The organism is Desulfomonile tiedjei (assembly GCA_016212925.1).
Classification (GTDB): Bacteria; Desulfobacterota; Desulfomonilia; order Desulfomonilales; family Desulfomonilaceae; genus JACRDF01.
Genome location: JACRDF010000002.1, coordinates 105,937 through 127,184 on the forward strand (window position 1 = coordinate 105,937; position 21,248 = coordinate 127,184).

Below are 21,248 nucleotides of genomic sequence, written 5' to 3' on the forward strand. Positions count from 1 at the left end.
GGCGTATTTGGGTCACGTGGAGACAACCCTGATCGGGGGGGCTACATGCTAAGCAGCTTTCGCCATGTGGAAACACCTTTGAAGCGCATGTTTTTAGGGTCTTCGGCATTTGATGACGGACGGAAGCTGACTTTCCAGTTTCCCATAAGAACAAACGGGGCCCAGTAATATGGGTGGCTTGTTCCAGGACTGTTCAAGAGGGTCAACTTGGCCTGGCGAAGCGCGTCAGACTTGGACCCTTCCTTAAGGTTTCGGTACATTTCTATGAAAAGCTTGGCCGTGCTCTCATCGTTCACCTGCCACATGCTCAAAATTACCGAGTCCGTCCCCGCGAAGAGAAACGCCCTTGCCAAGCCCAGCATGGCGCCGCCCTCGCCGGGTTGAGTCTTCTCCGAAGAAAGGCAAGACGAGATGACCACAAGATCGGAATTCAGCTTCAGACCGAACACCTCGCCTGCTTGAAGGAACCCGTCGTTTTCCTGATCGCCGTACAGGGAAAATAGGATCGCAGGTTGATTCTGAAACTTTCCTGCTCCACTCAGAAGTACGCCGTGAGTCGCCAGGTGCACGTAATTGTACCGGCTCAAGTCGGCCTTCTTGAATAAAGTTTCCGTAGCCTGGGGTCCGAGGTAAGTCTGCGTAGGCCCTGTCACGATCTTGACGATTTCCGAGATCTCTTTACGAGCCCCGGGCAAGGGCTTTAGCTCGTTTCCTCGTGCGCCTCGCGGCCCACCGGTGAACATGGCCATCAGCTTGTCAGCGCCAGGGTTGAATTCCTTCTTTTTTTCCGGGTCGGAATAGACCGCGTCGCCGAAAGCTACCAGGTTCCATCCTGGTTTCTTGTCCCGCTTACGGGTTCGGATGTGAGACAAAGACGCGGCGGACGGGGCGTAACAAAACGCATATTTCTCCAACAAGTAAGAGGGGCGCTCCGAGGCGGACCAGAACCGCTTCGTTGAGTGGGCCTGCGAGTCGACGAGCAACTCAAAGGGGAGTGAGGACAGAGGGCCGTGAGGTATTATCATCACGGTCTTCTTTCCTGCCAGAAAGTACTCCACCGGCTTGATGAGTTTCGAATAAAGCCTGTAAGCAACTGAGGGGTCCCAACTCGCCTGCGTGTCCGCTCGATAAAGAGGTCTGGTCAGTGCGTCTATATCCCTTTCCAGGTCCTTGGTGGCGTAATCGACAGAGTGCGTGTAAAAACGGTGCTTGTCGATGGCGAACAGGTAAGTGCGGCTCCGAGTGACCATAAATTCGAGAATCGCTTCATCCTGATCCACGATACTCTGTTGGAGTTGGTGGACTGAGACGGGACGAGGGTAGCGCAGGTCTGCATAAGAGGGATATTCTTTGACAAGGCGATCCTTGAGAGCCATGAAGGTTTGTTCTTTGGCCCTGCGTTCGTCCAACAATTTCTTAATCGCTGCCTGGTCCGGATTAATCTTGGAAAGTTCCTCGGCCAGGTGGCTGTTCAGTCTTCTCAGACTTAGTCGGAGACTCTTTTCCTTCAGCAGCAGCTCTTGAGGCAAATCCGAGAAACCGTCCACATTGATCCTTGACAGAGCATTCTCGAATGCCGCGGCTTTCAATTTTTCCACTATTCTCAAAGCCAGCTGATCGTACGCTCCGTCCGGATCCTTCTTTGCCAGATTCATAAGAACACGCAAGGTCGTCTCGAAAAGTGCCTTCTTTCCACCGAAAATAAAATCGTCTTCGTCGGATTCTCCGATGATATCGGCCTCCATGGCCTCCAGAATGGTAATTGCCTTTCTGTACGACTCTAGCGCTTCTCCGGGGCTTTTCTTCCCCTCCAGGGTGCGTCCCATGATGAAATAGGCCTTCCACAGCATGCTCCTGTCTTCGGAGCACTGGGCTATCTCAAAAGCGCGCTTTAAGTCTGCCACTGCCTCTTCAAAATCTCCGAGGATAGATGTAACCAGAGCTATCTGGAGAAGGTTTTCATTGACCCCTCTCCTGTCGCCAACTTTCGTTCGTTTCTCATAGGCTTCTCTGTAATGTTCCAGCGCGGTGCGCTGGCGGCCCAGGATCTGATAGAGCGTGCCGATGCGAGTCAATATTAGGGCGTCGGTGCGTTCGTCCCCTGTTTCCCGAGCAAGGGTCAGGGCTTTGAGTTGATACCTAAGTGCGGCCTCAGAGTCCCCAAGTTTACTTAAAACGTCACCGAGTCGGATCAACTCGGTCTTCTGCATCGCCACGTTGCGGGTTTCGGAATGTATTCTGAGCGCATCTTCGAGGAAGTCTCGGGCTTTTGCGTACTCTTCAATTTGGTAATAGATGTTGCCTATGCGGTCATAGATTTTTCCAAGCCCCGAGTCGTTTCCGGGGTTTTGTGACACTGCCAAAGCCTTGTGATAGTGTTCCAACGCCCGCTCATAGTCTCTGAACCCTTCATAGATTTCCCCAAGATGGAAATCCAGATCACGAGATTGTGATGCAGAGAGGTCCAATTCTTGCTGAAGTTTAGCAGCCTGCTGCAGACTGGCCAGCGCACTTTCATAGTCTTCAAGCTTGGCCTGGATGACTCCAATGCTCCCCAGGGCCCAAAGCTCTCCAATCCGATCCTCTTGTTGCCGCATGGTTGCCAGGGTTTCTCCCAGCAGGGCAAGGGCTTTATTGTGTTCGCCGGAATCTTCGAGGACTGTAGCGAGTTTTAAGTTTATTGAAGCCACCGCGCGTGAGTCATTTATCTGACCGGCCAGTTCCAGGGCTGCCTTCAAGGTTGAAAGGGCCGCCTGTGAATTCTTTTTCGCTCGATGGACCATGGCCAGTTCCGACAAGATTGCGACATCGCCCCGGGGATTGTAGATCCGCTTGTTTAGCTTTTGAGCCTCTTCCAGATTTGAGGCCGCGTTCTGCAAATCCCCTTTGGCCAGGTACAGCCTGCCCAAGCTTGCCAAATCCGTGGACGCGCCTCGCGTGTCACGAATCTCTCGATGGAGTTTGAGTGCCATCGTGAACTTTTCCAGAGCCGCGGATTGCATGCCTCTGGCCGCATCAACGTTGCCCAAATTGGTAAGGATGTCAGCTTCGCCTTTCTTGTCTGACAGTTCTCGATACACTGCCAGGGCGTCTTCCAGACTCTTCAAGGCTTCGGCCGAGTGATGCTGGTGTCGCTTCAAGTTCCCAATGTTGGCTAGATTAGCCGCGTAACCGCGGCGGTCACCGATCCCGTTGCGGAGGTTCAGGGCGTTGCTGAAATGCTCCAAGGCCTTGTCATGATCGCCCAAATTCTTGAAATGAACTCCCAGTGCCGTTAAATCTCGCCCCTCTCCGAAGCGGTCCCACAGGGCGCGATGTTCGTTCAACGCAGCCTGAAGCAGACTAAACGACTTATCCCGCTCGCCTCGCAGTTCGTAAGCCAGGCCCATCAGGTGGTCCGCGTCGGCCATGCCCCGGCGGTCGTTGATTTCCTGGAAATCCGCCCGCGCTTGGGCAGCGTCCTGAAGCGCCTTGTCCCAGGCCTCTCGGGCCAAACGGAAACGAGCCACCGCCAGCAAAACCTGGGCCTTTATTCTTCGATTCACACCGGCCTTGGCCTCTTCGACGGCCTCTTTCAGCAGTTTGGAAGCAAATTCCACGTCTCCGAGGCTGCTGTGGATATCGGCCAGAAGGACTCGGGAGTGCGCCATTTGATTTCTATCAGCCACTTTCTTGGCGACTGCCAATGATTCCTGAGCGTATTCAAGGGACTTCTGAACAAATCCCTGACGGAAATAGACTTCCGCTATTAAATTAAGGGCGGCAGATTCGCTGCCGGCTGCGGACAAGCTCCTGAATTCTTCGAGTGACCTTCCTCCCATTTCGAGAGCGGACTTCAGGTTGGATCTGTCCATTTCAAGGTTTGCAAGGGTAAGCCTCACCCTGGCGGCCATCATGCGGTCGCCGGCCTTCTCGTACTGGTTAAGGGCTGCTGTAAGGCTCTTCACGGCCGGAATAATCTTCCCTTCGCTGTACGCGGCCATGCCCTTGACCATCAATGGCAGGCCATTCACACTTACATCCCCATTTTCCTTGAGAAGCGCCTGGCCCTCTTCCACTGCCTGTTGGGCGGATTTTAGATCACCGAGGATTTGATCTATGTATGCCATTCTGAATAGCGTCTCGCCTGCTTCCTGGCCCCGGTTCATCTCTCTGTAAATCTTCTCGGCTTTCTGGAAATTACTTCTCGCTGAACGGAAGTCGGATCGTGAGACTTGGATTTCTCCCACCATCAGGCTTATTCTGGCCGTTTCAGCGTCGTTCTTCTCCTTGGCAAAGGCCGATAGAAGGCGATTTAGGGTGCTCAACGCGTCGGAGTATTTGTCCAGCCGCATCAAACACGTGGCCATCTCCTCCAATAAGCGTGGCATTTCCGAGGACTCCGACGTGGGGAGTATCTTCAGCGATTCCTCGTACGACTTGAGGGCTAGCGAGTAATTCGATTGGGCCATGAGAATCCGGCCGGAGAGGAGATAATTCAGGCTGCGCTCTTTAGCATTTTTCAACGACTGGTTAAGTATTATGGCGCGGTTTACATAGTTCAACGCCTCTTTGTCACGATTCAAATGATGGCTTGCGCTTGCGGCCCCGCTAAGCGCCGCGGCCATGAGTTTCTGATCCTCAGGCGAAGACCCTTTCTTCAGCACCAACTGGTATTGGGCCAATGCTGCCTCATAGTCCTTCTGCTTCAGGAACTCCGCGGCTTTTTTCAGTACCGCGGAAGCGGGCTCCGCTTTCTTGGCATCTTTGGGTTCCGGGACTGGACGGAGTTTTTCAGCCGCGTCAGTATTTTTGACTTCGGGCTGCTGCTCCCCTTCGAGCGCCGCTCCTCCGGTGGTGGCATCCGGCACAGGGGCCGCAGGCTGTGAGGTCTCTCGGGGAGACTCCGCGGGCGGCTCCGGAGCTTCCGGTGCCTGAACTTGTTCCGCGGGTTTCCTGGGCCATATTTCCGGCCGACCCGGTGTTTCCACATTCAACCGGAGGGCGCTTCCGCCTCCCATTATTTTCTCGAGGAAAGTCCCTTGGAAAGCTACCGAAGGGCTTTCGGTCGGAGGAGTCATGGTCAGGCTGCGCGCCGGATCGGGGAAGGCCAGCATTGAAAGAAGGAGAAGAAAGGCTCCCGTGGCCAAAAGGCGTTTGCTGAGTAGCTCCATCACAATCCCTTCAGTCTGACAATCAATGAGTTAGTAATCAAAGTCTAATCTCCGGTTCAACCTCTCCCGGGATCTCTTGGACCGGCCGAATGCAGGATGATCAGTTGATCGGCTGCATTTCAACCAGGAGACGAACGGGATTTCTTGCGCAGATAAGCGAATAGCCCGATTCCCACCAGGATCATAAACAGGCAGAGAATCTGCCCCATCGTTGCCCACGCGAAAATGAACCCTAGCTGTGGGTCTGGCTCTCTAAAAAACTCAACGATGAATCGAAATGAGCCGTACCCTACAAGAAAAGCAGCCAAGACCTCGCCAGGTCGCCTCGTACGGACCCTAAGCCACCACAAAATGCCGAAGAGCAGCGGTCCCTCGAGCAAGGCCTCATAAAGCTGCGAAGGATGCCTGGGAAAAGGGCCGCCCGCTGGAAAAACAATGCCCCACGGCAACGCAGTGGCTCTCCCGAACAGTTCCCCATTGATGAAGTTCCCGATTCTGCCCAGCATAAGCCCGATCGGGGCAGACAATGCTCCGATGTCGGCAAGCTCCATAAAAGGCGCCCCCTGTCTACGGGCAAAAATCCAACCGGAAACCACCATGCCGATCAATCCACCGTGGAAGCTCATCCCGCCATGCCACACGGCCAAAATTTCCCACGGCGCTTGCGCGTAGGCTTCAAGGTTGTAAAAAAGCGCATATCCCATCCTGGCGCCGACCAACAACCCCACGATCAGATAAAAAAGCAGATCGTCCGCCATCTCCACGGGAATCGGGCCGTTCTTTCGCCGAAGCTCCGCTCTGATGACCAGGTACCCCGCGGCGAACCCCAGCAGGTACATGAAGCCGTACCACCGGATTTCCACGGGGCCAACTCTGACCAGAACAGGATCGATTTCAGGAAGAGGCAAAGCCATTATGACGAACCGTTTTGCAGCCTCGGATGTTTGTCAGGAGCCAAACGCGATTTCATGACTCAAGACCACAAGGAGAAGATTCGGGCAAAGTCTTCTCCAAGGTCCTTATCTTTCTTTCAGCTAGTCTGGCCATGTTATCGATTTTACGGAAAATACCGCGAATAATGGTGACATCGCGATTATCCATTTCAGCACTGTTCAAAATTCGACGGATGTCCCGCATCATACGCAGAGGATTGGAGCGGTCCAAGAAACCCGCTCGAGAAAGCACCTTCTCGATGTGGGTGTACATCTGTTCACGCGCTTTTACGGATGCAGGAAGGAATTTTTGTGCCTGAAAGCCCACAGGCCGGCAAGCGACTTTGAACGCTTCGTAAGAGACTACCGCGGCTGCATGAGCCACATTCATGGACGCGAAATCAGAATCTGTCGGAATTATCATATGATGAGTGCAAAGCTTCATCTCCTCATTGGTCAGGCCCCTGGACTCTCTGCCGAAGACAATGGAAACGGGCTCCTGCAATGCTCGGTGCATGACCACGGGCATTAATTCCTCCGGTGCTTGTGCCGTGACTCTTTTTCCTCCAAGCCTTGCGGACATGCCCACAGCCATGAGGGATTCGGCCAACGCTTCTTCCAGGCTTTCCACTCTGCGGGCGTTCTCCACGATCTCATAGGCCCCCGATGACCTGGAAAAAGCTTCGGTCTCAGGCCCGCATGCAGTTGAAGAAACCAGGATAAGTTTCCTCAAACCCATGTTTTTCATGACACGCGCGACCGCTCCAATGTTCCCGGCATGGGTCGTTCCCACCAGGACGATCTGCAAATTGTTCAATGAAGCCGCCCAATCAGGGTGAATTCCGAACCCTCTCTGCACCTTTCGAGATGGTTTCATCCGCGATCCCGAATCAGGTTGCATCCAAGATGCGAACGGCCGAAGGAAGAACGACCGGCCGTGAAAGCAAAATGCTGGTGTTCAATCATCTGATTGCGTCCGGCAATTTGGCCTCATGGATTTTGGCTGTGATGTGCGGCTGTTAGTCTGGGGACCTCCAGTAACACGCCAAGCCCGGACAGAAGGAAAGATATTATGGTGAGAGAGTATTGTCAAGGCATATCAAATAACAATATGTCGTTGCTAATGCATCAAATAAAGCAGAAAGGTCATCGACTCAACCAGTCCCGTGTCCGCGATGCGACCCTCGTCCTACCGCAGTCGCTGCCATGTCATCCCGTACCGAACCTCACCCGGAGGAGAGTGCTATGCCGATCACGGTCCCGATGGAGACAGCTGCGATCGGATTGCACCATAAAGCTCATCCAGCGCCCGCGGTCGAGCTCACCAGGTAAATCCCGAATCCCGCTGCTGCGCCGATGAATGCTCCTATTACGTATTTCATGGTTTAGCCTCTTTTAACAATGTGCCTTATGATCAGACTAACCTCAAGAAACCGGTTGTCAAGTCGCAGGTACAAGGCACATATAAATTGTGAGCGAATAATTGTTGGCGCGACTATCTCGGGTTACGTTACCGCCCGAGCGCGTGCGCGACCGGATTAAGCCACACGGTATAAACAAAGGAAATCCAACATGCCTGAACAATGGAACGCCGAACGACTGCTGGAGACGGGTGCTGCCTTCCAGTTATCCAGGATCTTATTGACCGCCGCTGAACTGGATCTTTTTACCAAACTGAAAGGCCGCTTTCGGACAGTGGAGGACCTGTGCGCAACCGAAGGATGGCATCCTCGCGGAGTGAGGATACTCATGGACGCGCTTGCAGCTCAAGGCCTTTTGACCCGAACTGCTGACGGACGCTACACGGTCGAGGAATCGGTGGTGGAATTTTTGACCCATGACGAAGATAAAACCGTTCTGCCCATGATTCTCCACAGGGTTCGAATGTGGAACAGTTGGTCACATATTACCGAGATTGTTCGCACGGGCAATAGCCCTTACTATTCGACCAAGGAATCACGTTCCAAGGAAGACATGGAAGCTTTTATCGGAGCTATGCACGTCATCGGCCGCGGTAGGGCAGGCGAAATAGCGCGTTCCGTGGACTTGACCCGTTTTCGGCGCGTGCTTGACGTCGGAGGCGCCACTGGAACTTATGCCGTGGCTTTTCTTAAAGCCGCGCCGCACATGACTGCCACGGTCTTCGATCTTCCGCTGGTAATTGAAATGGCTCGTAAGAAGCTCACGGACGAGGGCTACATCGACCGAGTGGAATTGGTGGCAGGAGATTACATGAAGGACGACCTCCCAGCGGGGCATGACCTGGCACTTCTGTCAGCCATTATTCACAGCAACAGCCGTGAGGTTAATCGCGAGCTTTTCCGAAAAATACATGAGTGTCTTGAGCCGGCGGGCGTCATACTCATTCGCGATTTTGTCATGGACATGACTCGCACTCACCCGGCCGAGGGCGCGATTTTCGCGGTAAACATGCTCGCAGCTACTACCGGCGGCGATTGTTTCACCTTTCAAGAAATCCGGGAAGATCTGGAACAGGCAGGCTTCAGGGGGGTCCGCATGACGCGGGAGGGACAGCACATGGATCAACTGATTGAAGGGGTTAAATAGGCAAGTTGGAGGCCTGCCTTCCTGCCGCGGCAGGTCCCGGTACTACGGTCAGCCAAAGAGGTCTTCGTCCGGTCTGTTGCCCGGTTTCTCTTCGCCCCTGGTGTAGATTGTCTTGTACCTGTCTTCAAAACCGACTTCATCGAAACAGCTCCGGCACTCTTCATCATCTTCGGGCATTCCAGGTTCGATCAGGACTTCCAGACCCAGCGATTCGTACAATTCCTTCATTTCCGAGAGGCGGGGTTCTTCCGCTGTGAACCGGCGTTGCCAACCCTGCTCCGCCAATTTCTTATGGCTTTCCGAAGTGCTTTCGTTAGTCATTGCCTAATGTCCCCCGAGACCTGTACCAGGTCCCGTTCAAACAGTGAATAATTTGCCAGATCAAGCACGGACATGAGCGAACTCAGGTCCGTGGCACCCCAAGGTCGATGTTGAATGGCTGTTGGGTACCACTGACCTGGGCACCAGGTCAGTGCTGATTTTGCTCCGAGGTCGTTTTCACCATTTGAAAACGCACTCGTATTCGAGTTGTTTGCATTCCGACAGATTGTTAACATGCCTGCCCGAGAGATGACGATGCCCTTAAATCTAAACCCCTGTGATTGCACCATCGGTTCTGCTTATCTTCGTTTTGCCGTCCACCGCGGGCCTCAAATGGAAAACCGAGATCTCCGGCGGGCAGTTTACTCGCCACGGTATGAAGGTCAAACCAACTCCACGACTGAGGTACATTCGACTCGATCCCGAACGGTACCAGCCATGGGTGTACGGTGACGCGACGCGCGCCAGGCTCAGTCCTCGATTGCCTGGAACCGGCAGGATTATTTGACCCCCGTGGGTGTGTCCGGCCAAAACCAAATTCATTCCGGCTCGAGATGCCAGAGGCATAACACTCGGCCTGTGAGACAGTAATATCCTGAATCCGTCGGCCTGAGGCGCCTTCTCGGCAAAAGATGAAAATTCGGGAAAATTCGCGCCCCAGATCCAGTTGTCAACGGGGTCGTCGATGCCGCCCAGATGAATACGTGTGTTCCCCTCGTTGAAAGTCAGCCATTGGTTTCGAAGCAACTCCAGACCGCTTTCCCGAATAGCAGCTACAGAGCGCCACTCGCCTGCGTAGAAATCATGATTCCCTAGGACGACAAAATTCCCCAAGCGCCTTTGCTTTAGATTCTTGAGGATCGAGGCTGCGCTTTCCACCGGTGTGAGCGGAGAATGGAAAATATCGCCTGTGATCAAGAGAGCGTCGCCCTCCAACGCATTGAGGTGATCAACCAGAGCTTCCAGTTCCTGATTTCCAAAGAACATTCCGAAATGGAAGTCGGTAATATGAATAAGGGTCAAAGGTTTGGTCAGGCCCTTCAACGCTGGGTGGAAGAGGTCAAACTGCTCAACCGTAGCTGAACGGTAGGCTTCAGCTAGTCCATTACCGGCATAACCCGTCACCGCTACCATGCCCGCGGCTGCGCTCCACTTGAGAAAGGCCCGTCTCGTCGGACGAGCCGGAGAACTCACAGCCGGCTCAGTGTCTAAGCGGGAGTCGGCCGCAGCCGGATTGCCCTGTTCAGTGGCCACTGCCGCGCGTTCCGGCGGAGCGATCTCGCTTACCCCCTCTCCCGGCAATTCCTTGGACCGCGCCCTGCATGCAGCATTGATGCACCCTCTTTGGCCCATTGGCAGGGGCACGCGATCCCTTAATAATGAATGGACCCACGAAACAGTTGCTCCAATAAGATCAATTACCTGCGCAATTCCTCCCATGAGCAGGAAAAACAGGCACAGAAAGAGTACTGCTCCCAGATACGTGAAGAAAGCTACGGCCGCAAATTGTTTGCCTGCATGGAGTTCAATTCCGAAAGTGGTTTGCAGAGACAATTGAATGGCCGCGAAATTGGCGATTCCCAAAATGGCTAACACGCTGTAGCCTACCCGCCTTGAGACGGGCTGGTATCGCTCAAAAAGATACCGCCGGACCGAGACGAATATGTACCACTGGCACAGCAGAAAAAGCGTGCTTATTGCTGCAAGGAACCAAAATATCTTTGTCATGAGAGAGGTTCTCCAGTGGGCTGGTGCTCTGGAAGGTCATTGTAATAGATTATGCCCTTAAAGCACAATAAGCACGGAAAATCACCTCGGTGGAAGGAAGGACGGCCATAGGTTTGTGCGGGCAAGCGGCGATCTCTACAGGGCGCGATGTTCATCTTGGGACCTGGGCGTCGTGCTCAAAAATGGCCACCTCAGGCGATTGTTCTCGTGACACGTTTGCGTCTACCGGCCTTGACACTCGTCAGTCGCGGTGGTATTCTTCGCGTTTGTGGGGATGTAGCTCAGCGGGAGAGCACCGCGTTCGCAACGCGGGGGTCGAGGGTTCAAATCCCTTCATCTCCACCAAGGAATTTCACAAAGAATCAGGATGTTATACTTACGAGGCGGCATCCTGATTTTCTTGTTCTGACCCCTCGGTGTCCAAATAGTGACTGTCAAGCATTTCCCAGTGTCCAACTTCAGTAGAGGTGTCTGCAGAAAAGGCAATAGTGATTCACCTTAAGACTTCATTGGTGACCCCTTACCACGGAGAACCATTTGCCTTGACAGAGGACCTCTTAATGGGTGACCCTTTTGAATTGCAAGCGCGAACAGCCACGACTATTTCCACCGCACGTCTCGCGAAATCTTCAAAGATTTGATCATGTCTGCAATAACGGCTTCATTGCTCTTGTACTTGACAATATCATCGGCAATGACCAAAGAAAACACCTGATCGGGACTTTCGGGACGGACGAAAAAGTAATTGATGAAACGCGATCCGCGTGGCGTCTCGCGGTCTGTCAATACACTGGCAACGTTGTCTACTGTTATTCTTGACACGCCTACACTGGTTTTCAACGCTTTTCCCGATTCCATATCTCGCGGAAACGCTTTGATCCGAGCGTTGAGCATTTGATCCAGATTGAAAGGCCCAGGAACATTTATTCCAGCGAGTACGATGAATAGTCTGTCAGCAGGTGACTTGAGAAACACCGAAAAGAACAGTGGCTTCGCTCAGGCCTCGGTGGCAAGTGGCGCGAAGTCCTTTTGCATTTGGTCGAGCACCGAACCTGGCGGCACCTTTTGAAAGGTGGACGGCAGTGTGATTTGGAAGACACCCTCGGAATAAGTGGTGGTGGGAACTTTGACTTTCTCACCGGCGACAGGGCCGCACAAACAAACCAGAAACACGGCCAATATGGTAAGTCTGACACGAGACGTGGAGCACTCTCCTTGAGACTCTAACCCGCATAATGAGGCGGTCTTGCCTTTGCCGGCCGAATTGAGTCACCGGTTTCGAGAACCAGGACATCTCAAAGTTTGCCGAACTTCGACCAGAACACCAGTCCGGTAACGACTGCCGATAATACAGCTAGAAGCACACGCACCCTAAAGCAGTTCATGTTTACCTCTACCACCGCGCCGCTCCGATAGTACTCATTCATCCCCTTCGCGATATCGCGCAGCACTCTGTCGAAACCCCGCTGCATCATGTCAACCGACCCGGCTCTCCACCTTGACCCTGGGGCTGTTACCCGGAGATCGGCGCTTATTGTAGACAACCTCAAGCCGGTAGACGTGTCTTCATAAGTCAATTTCAGCTTTGTCAAAGAAGCCAGCAGCCCCTCCCGGAAAGACGCATCGGTGACACCGTATGCGCTGTATCCTGGCGGCAGAACCCGCGCGATGATGACCACGATGATCGTCCAAAAGCCAATAAAAGCAACGTCGGCGACTACGCCTTCCGGAGTCTTTGGTCCTTCCCCGGAAAGGAACCGAAACAGAAACTGAAGGAATGCCATCAAAATAGCCCAAACCTCCAGGTGCCGCTTGAAGGATGACACAAACGGCTTTTTGGTGACGACACCCCACAGTCCCATAATCCCCCAAACGGGGGACCACGCGCCCATAGCCGAGAGCAAAAAGAGGAGATGTGGTTTCATCTTTTCCTGAATGGCCTATTGCCCAAAATTATGCGGCGGTGTTGCCATTTCGGGGCCGGTGCCCCAGAATCCTGTCTCGACAGTCTCCCCCTGACACCCAACAAGACCCCTGATGGTCCCTCATGAGACAAGAGGTCGGCAACACCACAGTAACGTTGCTGACAACGCCGGATTCTTCTTGTTTTTGAGCCTACCCCACGGTCCTCTCGACTGTCAAAAATATTCTGTCGGCTCTCACTCGAAAAAAATGTGCGGCAATGTCGAGCCAAAGGAAATGCCGACGCCCCATGAACATTCCACCTCCGACCGTGATACGACACGCTCGCTCCGACCTTGACCAAGCGCTTGATCAGCCATTCCATTAAACGTTTCACCTCCTCGCCACGCAGATAGAACTGTCGGAGCATGTGCAGGAGGCTGTGGGCCAAGACTCCCATGAGCAACCGGGCTTGGTTGGCGGCGAAGCGATGGCGGCTCGTCTTATCCCGGCGCAACGTGTTCTTACTCTGTTTGATACTACTCTCCATATCGTCCGTCCGTTGCACACTTTCACCACCTTCCCAGCAGGGAGCTTGGAATTGGTGACGATGAACCCGATCCTTGGAAAGGGCTCTACGTCATGCCACTTGATCTTGGTGACCACTCTGGGCTCCTTGCCCCACGTCTTTGCCTGGAACCGGAGATCAACGAGCCTGATCTGAATCCCACTCTTGGGAGGCCGCCCCAGCGGTCGAGTCAGAGCGAGCGTCATTTCTACGAGAGTCGGCGTCCGGAAGAGGAATCCGGTTCCCGGCTTGCGCCGTGATGACTGACTAGCCGCCTCTGCGTTCTCCGCGGTGACGTACGGCGTTTAGACTCTATCCAATCACTGCAATGCTTCCTGCCCGGTCACCTTGTAGATTGCGCCGGCATGGGCAACGGATTCGGCAAAGCTGCCCTCTGATCCACCGGCATGGGCAAGGGATTTGGCAAAGCCGCCTTCCGATCGGTTGGCCGGGGTAAGGGATTCGGTAGAGCCATTTTCTGAGTGCCCGAGTTTGTAATCCCGGACTTTTTGCTCTTCAAGTCACCAGTCCGCTTACCGAAACCGTCAAATTTGTTGGCTCTACTCGCGCCCGTCTTGCCGCTGCCATACTTTCCCGCCGCACTGTTCCCTACGGCGTGGGCACTGTGAATCTTGTAAGAGTTTTGAAGTTTTCCAGAGGCCTGTTTTGGGTGAGCGGTGACGCTGTGAACCCGCTGAGAGGCTTGAGACAGGCCACTTGTCGAATGCCTGGCATAAGCATGCTGCGCTGCTGTTGCCATGGTTGTCATCCCAAACGCGAGCGCGACCGCCACTGCCAATCCTTTTACACTGCTTGTCATTTGGTGAGTCTCCTTTCCTGATATCCGTATTGTTGTGCAACCTTGACTGCTTCAAGATTTTCTTCCGGCACTGCAATTTCGGTTCGCAGGAAGTGGAAAAAGGTAACAGGAAATCTCAAGCTCCGGTATTTGCCGGCAATTACTGTGGGGACTGATATCCCTCGGCGCTGAATACCACGCTCTCCATTTTTTCGGTTGTACTTTGCGCTTTCCCCCGAACAGGTAGACCAAAGGCCGAGCTCATAGCCGGCCTGACAACGCAAGGAGGAGAGTCATGGAACCGACGAGAACCATTACATTCGACCAGGTGGAGTCACTTTATGAAAGGGCTCGGTTTCTTTACGCGGAAAAGAAGGCGGCTCTGGCCCCATATTGGCCGGAGATCCAAGAAACTTGGACCAAATTGCTCGCGTCGGAAGACGGCATTTTTCGGTTCAATTACAAATCCAAGGCAGATTCGCTGTCGAGTTCTATTTGCATTGCGCAGTACTGCGATCGAACATGGATGATCCAGCATGCGGTGGGAGTGCACGATCCCGGTGGGGTACTCGGAAACCTCTTGGACGTCTGCCAGTGGGCGGTGGACAACCCACGGTGTGATCACGTGCGGTTTCTGTACCGTCCGACAAATAAGTGGCCCAATCTCATTTTCGGTCAATTGATGCCGAAACTTCGGGAGGGATCGTACGAGCACCACGTGTATCACTATTACACCGGCAATCTAACCCAGGCGATCCCCTTGAATTCGCGGGCGGGCCTCAGCATTGAGTATCTGGAGCCCGCAGAATACAAGAACTTTGAATTCGCCGCGGAGAAACACCATTCGTCCCTTCTCATCGATTCGAAGGGGTTGAGAGCCAGTGACATTTCAATGCAATACGCCTCACGGAAATATGCGCTGGTAGGGCTCACTCGACAACGTGAAATCCTGGTAGCGAGGCAGGACGGTCAGATCATCGGCTACTCTGCGATGGACTGCTCGTCGCTGGGAATCAATCTATCGTTCTTGCTCAACGCGTTCACACCTACAATGTTCACAGAGGACCCTGTGGCAGAGCAGAACTTGGTGGCCGGCTCAGTGAACCATTATCTGGCCAAAGGGAGGCGGTTTGTGGTCGGTTTGTCGGAAAGCGACAATCAGATTTCGTTTACAAACGCGGGCCTCAATACCACGAAGCAGTACGCAGAGATGATCATCGCGACCGAAGGCAACTTCGCCCGAGCCGTCGAGCACTTCAGAGATTACTACCAAGGAATAGGAGTGAGATAAACGATGTCTACAGAATTCACCGACGATTACCTAATGGAGCACTGCACCGAGGGTGCCAGGATACGAAACAAAACCGACAAAGCTGCTGCAAGATCACAGCTTTTCACATCAGGATTAGAGCCCGGGATGTTCGCACTGGACGTGGGATGCGCATCCGGGGCGGTCACGGTGGAGATGGGACGGATTGTGGCTCCTGCCACGGCAGTAGGAGCTGACTCCAGCGATGAACGAATAGCCGAGGCGCGAGCATTGGCCCGAGAAAGCGGTGTTGACAACGTGGAATTTCGCAAGGCTAACGTCTATTCCCTGCCGTTCGAGGACAACACATTCGACTTCGTGTGGACTCGGTTCCTCCTGGAGTATTTGCCCGATCCCGTTGCCGCAATCCGTGAAATGAAACGCGTCACAAAGCCCGGCGGGCTGGTGGTGTGCGCAGACCTGGACGGGAATTGTCTGTTTCACTACCCCATTGATCCTCAGTTGGAATCAGGAATCCAGAAGGTAATGCGTATGCTGGCTTCCACGGGCTTCGATCCTTGGGTGGGCAGGAAACTGTACCATTTCTGTCGGACGGTCGGATTTTCCGAAATCGAGGCTCACATGGTGCCTCACCACTTGATCGCGGGAATCCCCTGTGCGAGGGAGCAAAACAACTGGCACCAGAAGATAGACACACTCCGAGAGAACCTGCTGCCCGTGTATCCTGACAGGAGCGAACTGGATCGACTTGCAGAAGACTTCAAGCGTATGATCGACAGCCCGGACACGTTTACGTACAGTCCGTTGATCATGATCGTTGCCAGGAAATGATTCCAGCGACGGGTGTCAGGCGGATAGGAGGTTTTATTCCGGAGCGCACTGAGTTTCGCGAGAAAGGTTCAGTGGACGTAGTGACTGTGTTCATGGTCAAGCGGAAAACGACATGGGGGGCTCTTTGCTCTTCATCATAGCGTTGATCATTCCGAGCAGTCTGCGCATGCATGAATCTCGGATCTGTCTAGGATTGACCACTGCTGGCGGCATGCCTTCAGTCGTGAGAGAAGCCGCTACGACTCTCTCATATCCGCCGGTGGCTTCCAGCACGATACTCTTCGGGAAGATTTCTTTGACAGCTTCAACCAAAGCATCCAGACCTCGGCTGTCTGTGTCGAACCGAGCTGACGTTCCAGAAGGAAGAATATGGACGTCCGGATGATCTTTGGCCACATCAGCCCGTGTTTGTGAGAACGCTATTTCAGGCTACATTTAATTACCGTGTCTATGACGAGAAAACCTTCCGGGATCATCCGGTCCTCTTCTCGCCTCAAAAAAAGGAAAGAAACCAATCAATTGTGGTCCAGAGAACAATTTTGTTATCGTTTTCTCCTCCTTCCGAACAGTAATTCTAAGGGCATGAAACCAGGCTGAGAGCAGCCAACAGATCAGGAAGGAGTCAGAAGATGAAAAAGAAGACAACGAAGATGATCGCAATTTTACTGGCGATGGTATTTGCCGCCAGCATGATTTCACCGACAACCAGTCTGGCCAGGTACCAAGGAACAGCGGCCAAGGCTTCCACGCCAATGGCAAAGACTTACAGCAAACCGGTTCATCCGACGAGTTCGCGCGTAGCCAAGAGAGCCGTGAAGCTATCCATTCAAAAACCATTCGTGAAGAGTATTCACCTAGCGAGTCCAGCCAAAGTCGCCACACCGACGGCAAGGGCTTACAACAATCCAGATAATTCCATTACTTCGAATATGGTCAGCAGAGCCGCTAAGGCCGGGATCGGGACAATGCAAAGGCAGTTCATCGACTCTGCCAGAGCTGAACGAATGGCAAGAATCAATTCCATGGTGACAAAAACGTCAGCGGCTAAGGCTGGACTCGACAAGACGAAGGCAATAGCAAGTCCGTTCATCGATGCTACGACCTCGGGAAAATTAGTATCCAACGCAAGCATAGCCACCTCGCAAAATTCCTCCAAAGGACAATCTGCGATAAATCCTGAAACATTCACCGATCCGGCCACGGGCGACAAGACGAGGGCTATAGCAAGACAGTTCCTAAATCGTGAGAACTTGGTTAAACTTGTCAGGGCAAAGGCCATTCTAGTCAAAGGTTTAGTCAAAAATAGCACGGATCAACCGGTAAATCCCTCTGTCTACGGGTTTTCTGAAAAAGACAAGATTCACGCGAGCTTGCCCATGGTCGAATCTGGGAACAACTTGAAACTGGTCCCTCGGCTGGTATCTCGAAAAATACTGCCACAGGATCTCCAGGTGAAGCTGGTGCCACGTGATCGTCATGTCATCCCAGACAACTCTGCAGGTCCATCGAGTGTAGTAGAGGCCTCAGAGGCACGAGGGAAATGGAATTCTGGCTATAACCCCATAAACCCTTTTGCTGAGGGGTACGCGGCGCAAGGCGCCCCGCCGGAAATCCCTGGTGGAATAGGAGGTTATTTTACCGGCGCGGCCCAGAGGGGTGGGGTCGAGTCAGATATGGGCGCAGCGGCTGGCGCAGCGGCTGGCGCAGCGGCTGGTGGCGCAGGGGCTGGCGCAGGGGCTGGCGCAGGGGCTGCCGCAGGGGCGGCAGGGGAAGGAGATTCACGCGACGAATCACCATGTGACTTAGTCTTCAACGAGAACGGTGATGTTGAGGCATTCGATTACGCGGGCGAGCGTTGGTCCGGCGATCCTGAAACGGAAACTCCGAGAATGAGGACAATCAGAGAGGAATACGGAAGAATGTACAGGGAGGACCAATTGAAAGCCTTTGAAGGAAATAATGGTGAAGGAAATGATGGTAAGGATTGCTCGGTTGATGGCAATGGAGGTGGGAAGGCCACCAAGGCGATGCTCTGGCTGAAGAGCCATCTTGGCCCTAACGGAGACAACGAAGCACGCCCCAATGGTGATACTCGCGGCGTGAAGGTTGATCGATTCAAAGAATTCGATGCGATGAACGGCGGGATATTCTCTTCGGACCGGCGATTTTATACTGACAATGGTGGCACGGTAGATCAATGGAAATACTATGCCTATCTCGCGGGGGGGGGCTTACGCGGTCAAGGCGTGAACTGGGATTGGAAGACAAAGCACGGCAAACTCCCTATGGATCCACTGATTAAATAGGGAGTTTCGAGAGCTGTGGATCAAGAAACCGATTCACAGCACATCCAACGACTCCGTACCGGCTCTCGTGAGCTTCGGCTGAAGCGGCGAGAGCCTTTCTTTTTCTCGCACCTGCCTGCCATTGGTTCTTCAATCTGAAGAGCCTGTCCTCTGCATCCGGAAGGAAATCTGCCGAGGAACTGCACTTCTCGCCGTACGTTTTCAGGCGCCGCTGTCATTTCAGTTTCTCTCGTCATGATTGACGCGCTGTTCGTAAAATGCTCAAGGATTAAATACAGCGAACCCACCACATTGCCTGTTGGCGGCCTAACAGAAATACAAGCGTTTTCACCCATACATTTTGTTGTACTTGTCGACGTTTTCCGAAAGGTAATGCAGATGCGGAAAAACCGCGGACAACAAATCTTCGGAAAGGAAGGCAAGCCATGAAAGGGAACCGCAAGAACGCGTGTGTGATCAGTCCCGCGGAGATGTCTTTACCGTCGTCTCTATCCCAGGATTCCATGCGACTGTTGCTGAACGGTGGAGCCAAGATCGGACCTTCCGTGGAATTCCTCTTGGGAAGGCGTTCGGAACAGTCCGAGGTGCCTTCGACAGATTGCGTCAGGCAGGCAGCCAACATCAACGACGACATTTCTGGAATCGCGGAAAGCGAGGGTTGATCGTCATGGATGCTCAATTGCGAAAAAGACTCAGGATTTGTCAAGTCTTGCCCATACTTCTGATCTCGGTGGCGTGCCTCGGCTGTGAGATTGAGAGCCCTGTGGACAATCTCGTGAACGAACTCAAGAGTCCGTCCTGCGCCAGAAGGATCTGGGCGGTGCAGAATCTCGGAGCATTCAAAGATCCTTCTTCGGTAATAGCGCTCGCGGAGGCCCTCAAAGATGATGACCCGTCAATTCGAAGAGGAGCCGCTTGGGCGCTAACACAGATAGACGATCCTCGCGCGATGAAGATTCTGATAGAGGCGTTACGGCATGAAGACCCTTACGTACGCAAAGAAGTGGCCAGGTTTTTGTCAAAGAAGATCGGATACCCCGAGAGAGAATCCTGTGAATAAGAGCCGGGCGAGCCGACATTTCAAGAAGCCATTTGAAAACTGGCCCCACGTACTAGAAATGATTGCGGAGTTGAGAAAGATCATGGTAGAGTGTCCGGAACTAAGCTGTGCATTCTGGAGACTGGGGGGCCTCATGGGGCGTGAATTGGAGTCGCAAGATCGCCTGCTCGTAGAGCAGTGTCTTGCCGGGTCAAGGACTGCCTGGGATGAGTTTTATGACCGGTTCCTCATGCTCGTTAGAAAGGTCGTTCACACGCACGTAAGGTGTCGTGAGCATGAGCTACAGGATATGGTCCAGAATGTCTTCCTAGCTCTTTTTACCGCACTCAACACCTACGATCATCAATATCCTCTGTCCAAATTCGTGTGGGTCGTCGGCGAACGGGTTTGCATCGACGAATTCAGAAAGCGCACCGCGAGCAAACGCGACGGAGAAACCGTCTCCGTCGATCATCACGATCACAAAGACCCCGCTGTCACCGTATTGGCATCAGATCTTGATCCGCCGGAAGACCAGATGGCCGACCTCGAACAGCGCCAATTACTGAAGCTGGCCTTCAAGAGACTCGGCGACAAATGCCGGGACCTTCTCAGACTTCGCTATCTCCAGGAACTTTCTTTCAAAGAGATCGTTTGTCTTTCGGGCGGAAAAGAAAAGTCGCTGGCCGTTCAGGCAGGCCGTTGTCTGGAAGAACTAAAGGCCCATTACGCTCGCGTAGAGCGCGAGGGATATAGAAGATGAACAAATCAGATCACATAGACGACCTTCGGCTTCCCTACTTGGAAGGGTTGCTGAGCCCGGAGGAAAGAGCGAGCTTTGAGGATCACGTTCGCGACTGCTCGGATTGCAAGTCAAAGCTTGAAGAGACGCGGCGCTGGACATCGCTCCTTGAAAAGAACACTCAAGCCATGTGTCCCGAACCTTGGGAGATTTTTGACCAAGTCCAAATGGGTAAAGATCCTCTTGGAATAATATCTTCGCATTTGAACAAGTGCCATTCGTGCAACGAAATTGCCGAATCATTTAGAGCAGATCTCCACGAAAGAGGCGTGCCCACGACGCTTTGGGCCAGGATGCAAGGGCTTGCCGGCGATCGTTCCGAGGATCGGCCTGCCCGATCCAGCTTTCTTTGGTTTACCGAACTGCTCGACAGATTGCAGGATCTGTTTCGACCGGTTGCTCTAGTGCCTGCGGCAGTGGCCGTCGCGCTATTGTGTGTTGTAATATTCTATCCCACCCAATCCATTCACCGTACGATGGCGCTTAGTTCCGTTGCTTGGGCGCCGGGGCCTTCCGATCTGAGAATCATGGGAAAAGTGCCTCCTGAAGGCATGCCGACCGATGCGCAGAAAGAACGTCTCGCAGTCGTCGTGCTCTTGACAAACTTCAAGCACCCACCGGACCAAAATCGCATAGATGCTTTTTACAGGTCGCTTGAGCCCCCGATCGATGTTCGCGAACGCTACGATGTGGTGTCTCCGTCAGATTTGGAGCGCGCCGTCGGTCCAGACCGTCTGAAAGCTCTAGATGACAAGGCCATCGCCGCAGAAATGAGTTCCAAGCTAGGAATCTCACGACTGTTAGTATTGGAAATAGTGCAATCGGGGGAAAGATTTGGAATCGTGGCCCGCTTCACAGACACAACTACAGGAGACATTGTCAGGGAAGAGGATTCGAGAGATCTGACGGAAGCCCAACTGATCCCTACTCTGGAAAGATTGGCATTGTCCGCGCTGGATCATCAAAGTGCGAGGCCATGAACACAGCCCGGGATCCATAGATTCCGATTACTGCATACCAAGGTCATTG

At 53.3% G+C, this 21,248-nt stretch carries 17 protein-coding genes and 1 tRNA gene; 9 read left to right on the top strand and 9 right to left on the bottom strand.

Annotated features, from left to right (window positions below; translation table 11 throughout):
* Positions 1 to 41: 41 nt before the first annotated feature.
* From HY913_00535 to HY913_00545, 3 genes are all read right to left on the bottom strand, one after another.
* Entirely contained in the window at positions 42 to 5,153 is a 5,112-nt protein-coding gene (locus HY913_00535) for a tetratricopeptide repeat protein (protein ID MBI4961738.1), read from the bottom strand.
* A gap of 119 nt (positions 5,154 to 5,272) precedes the next feature.
* The gene (locus tag HY913_00540) at positions 5,273 to 6,067 is read right to left on the bottom strand and encodes a prolipoprotein diacylglyceryl transferase (GenBank protein MBI4961739.1); all 795 of its coding nucleotides are present in this window, start codon (positions 6,065 to 6,067) and stop codon (positions 5,273 to 5,275) included.
* Positions 6,068 to 6,119: 52 nt separating this feature from the next.
* Complete coding sequence (locus HY913_00545; GenBank protein MBI4961740.1) at positions 6,120 to 6,962, bottom strand: RNA methyltransferase; 843 nt, start codon at positions 6,960 to 6,962, stop codon at positions 6,120 to 6,122.
* Between the two features lie 695 nt (positions 6,963 to 7,657).
* On the opposite strand from HY913_00545, the gene HY913_00550 reads away from it, so the two are divergent.
* Positions 7,658 to 8,653: a methyltransferase domain-containing protein gene (locus tag HY913_00550; protein ID MBI4961741.1), complete on the top strand. Its 996-nt coding sequence runs from the start codon at positions 7,658 to 7,660 to the stop codon at positions 8,651 to 8,653.
* 48 nt (positions 8,654 to 8,701) lie between these two features.
* Here the strand turns inward: HY913_00550 and HY913_00555 are convergent, their stop codons facing one another.
* Both HY913_00555 and HY913_00560 read right to left on the bottom strand, forming a co-directional pair.
* A complete protein-coding gene (locus tag HY913_00555; protein MBI4961742.1) occupies positions 8,702 to 8,974 on the bottom strand; it encodes a hypothetical protein in 273 nt (90 codons plus the stop codon).
* Positions 8,975 to 9,241: 267 nt separating this feature from the next.
* Positions 9,242 to 10,702, bottom strand: coding sequence for a metallophosphoesterase (locus HY913_00560; GenBank protein MBI4961743.1), 1,461 nt, complete (start codon positions 10,700 to 10,702; stop codon positions 9,242 to 9,244).
* 270 nt (positions 10,703 to 10,972) lie between these two features.
* On the opposite strand from HY913_00560, the gene HY913_00565 reads away from it, so the two are divergent.
* Positions 10,973 to 11,047 (top strand) — tRNA-Ala (locus HY913_00565).
* A gap of 255 nt (positions 11,048 to 11,302) precedes the next feature.
* Here HY913_00565 and HY913_00570 read toward each other — a convergent pair.
* The 3 genes from HY913_00570 to HY913_00580 form a co-directional block, all read right to left on the bottom strand.
* On the bottom strand, positions 11,303 to 11,542 hold the full coding sequence (locus HY913_00570) for a hypothetical protein (protein ID MBI4961744.1): 240 nt from the start codon (positions 11,540 to 11,542) through the stop codon (positions 11,303 to 11,305).
* Positions 11,543 to 11,997: 455 nt separating this feature from the next.
* Positions 11,998 to 12,627 (bottom strand): hypothetical protein, encoded by a 630-nt coding sequence (locus tag HY913_00575; GenBank protein MBI4961745.1) that lies wholly within the window; start codon positions 12,625 to 12,627, stop codon positions 11,998 to 12,000.
* The gene (locus HY913_00580; protein ID MBI4961746.1) at positions 12,624 to 13,154 is read right to left on the bottom strand and encodes a transposase; all 531 of its coding nucleotides are present in this window, start codon (positions 13,152 to 13,154) and stop codon (positions 12,624 to 12,626) included. Before HY913_00580 ends, HY913_00575 begins: the two co-directional genes overlap by 4 nt.
* A gap of 1,112 nt (positions 13,155 to 14,266) precedes the next feature.
* Between HY913_00580 and HY913_00585 the strand changes: the two genes are divergently transcribed.
* Complete coding sequence (locus HY913_00585) at positions 14,267 to 15,262, top strand: hypothetical protein (protein ID MBI4961747.1); 996 nt, start codon at positions 14,267 to 14,269, stop codon at positions 15,260 to 15,262.
* Positions 15,263 to 15,265: 3 nt separating this feature from the next.
* Entirely contained in the window at positions 15,266 to 16,072 is an 807-nt protein-coding gene (locus tag HY913_00590; GenBank protein MBI4961748.1) for a methyltransferase domain-containing protein, read from the top strand.
* 96 nt (positions 16,073 to 16,168) lie between these two features.
* Here HY913_00590 and HY913_00595 read toward each other — a convergent pair whose 3' ends face one another.
* Positions 16,169 to 16,468 carry a hypothetical protein gene (locus HY913_00595; protein ID MBI4961749.1) on the bottom strand — a complete coding sequence of 100 codons (300 nt, stop codon included), beginning with the start codon at positions 16,466 to 16,468 and terminating at the stop codon, positions 16,169 to 16,171.
* Between the two features lie 233 nt (positions 16,469 to 16,701).
* Between HY913_00595 and HY913_00600 the strand changes: the two genes are divergently transcribed.
* The 5 genes from HY913_00600 (at position 16,702) to HY913_00620 (ending at position 21,199) form a co-directional block, all read left to right on the top strand.
* Positions 16,702 to 18,378 carry a hypothetical protein gene (locus tag HY913_00600; protein ID MBI4961750.1) on the top strand — a complete coding sequence of 559 codons (1,677 nt, stop codon included), beginning with the start codon at positions 16,702 to 16,704 and terminating at the stop codon, positions 18,376 to 18,378.
* A gap of 425 nt (positions 18,379 to 18,803) precedes the next feature.
* On the top strand, positions 18,804 to 19,040 hold the full coding sequence (locus HY913_00605; protein ID MBI4961751.1) for a hypothetical protein: 237 nt from the start codon (positions 18,804 to 18,806) through the stop codon (positions 19,038 to 19,040).
* A gap of 5 nt (positions 19,041 to 19,045) precedes the next feature.
* Complete coding sequence (locus tag HY913_00610) at positions 19,046 to 19,438, top strand: HEAT repeat domain-containing protein (protein ID MBI4961752.1); 393 nt, start codon at positions 19,046 to 19,048, stop codon at positions 19,436 to 19,438.
* 133 nt (positions 19,439 to 19,571) lie between these two features.
* On the top strand, positions 19,572 to 20,180 hold the full coding sequence (locus HY913_00615) for a sigma-70 family RNA polymerase sigma factor (GenBank protein ID MBI4961753.1): 609 nt from the start codon (positions 19,572 to 19,574) through the stop codon (positions 20,178 to 20,180).
* Complete coding sequence (locus HY913_00620) at positions 20,177 to 21,199, top strand: zf-HC2 domain-containing protein (GenBank protein MBI4961754.1); 1,023 nt, start codon at positions 20,177 to 20,179, stop codon at positions 21,197 to 21,199. The genes HY913_00615 and HY913_00620 overlap by 4 nt, the downstream gene beginning before the upstream one ends.
* Positions 21,200 to 21,248 lie beyond the last annotated feature (49 nt).

Coding starts and splice junctions, on each gene's coding strand:
- HY913_00620 (MBI4961754.1), top strand. CDS start 20,177: ATGAACAAATCAGATCACATAGACGACCTTCGGCTTCCCTACTTGGAA.
- HY913_00560 (MBI4961743.1), bottom strand. CDS start 10,702: ATGACAAAGATATTTTGGTTCCTTGCAGCAATAAGCACGCTTTTTCTG.
- HY913_00590 (MBI4961748.1), top strand. CDS start 15,266: ATGTCTACAGAATTCACCGACGATTACCTAATGGAGCACTGCACCGAG.
- HY913_00575 (MBI4961745.1), bottom strand. CDS start 12,627: ATGAAACCACATCTCCTCTTTTTGCTCTCGGCTATGGGCGCGTGGTCC.
- HY913_00555 (MBI4961742.1), bottom strand. CDS start 8,974: ATGACTAACGAAAGCACTTCGGAAAGCCATAAGAAATTGGCGGAGCAG.
- HY913_00580 (MBI4961746.1), bottom strand. CDS start 13,154: ATGGAGAGTAGTATCAAACAGAGTAAGAACACGTTGCGCCGGGATAAG.
- HY913_00605 (MBI4961751.1), top strand. CDS start 18,804: ATGAAAGGGAACCGCAAGAACGCGTGTGTGATCAGTCCCGCGGAGATG.
- HY913_00550 (MBI4961741.1), top strand. CDS start 7,658: ATGCCTGAACAATGGAACGCCGAACGACTGCTGGAGACGGGTGCTGCC.
- HY913_00610 (MBI4961752.1), top strand. CDS start 19,046: ATGGATGCTCAATTGCGAAAAAGACTCAGGATTTGTCAAGTCTTGCCC.
- HY913_00540 (MBI4961739.1), bottom strand. CDS start 6,067: ATGGCTTTGCCTCTTCCTGAAATCGATCCTGTTCTGGTCAGAGTTGGC.
- HY913_00600 (MBI4961750.1), top strand. CDS start 16,702: ATGAAAAAGAAGACAACGAAGATGATCGCAATTTTACTGGCGATGGTA.
- HY913_00545 (MBI4961740.1), bottom strand. CDS start 6,962: ATGAAACCATCTCGAAAGGTGCAGAGAGGGTTCGGAATTCACCCTGAT.
- HY913_00535 (MBI4961738.1), bottom strand. CDS start 5,153: ATGGAGCTACTCAGCAAACGCCTTTTGGCCACGGGAGCCTTTCTTCTC.
- HY913_00615 (MBI4961753.1), top strand. CDS start 19,572: ATGGGGCGTGAATTGGAGTCGCAAGATCGCCTGCTCGTAGAGCAGTGT.
- HY913_00585 (MBI4961747.1), top strand. CDS start 14,267: ATGGAACCGACGAGAACCATTACATTCGACCAGGTGGAGTCACTTTAT.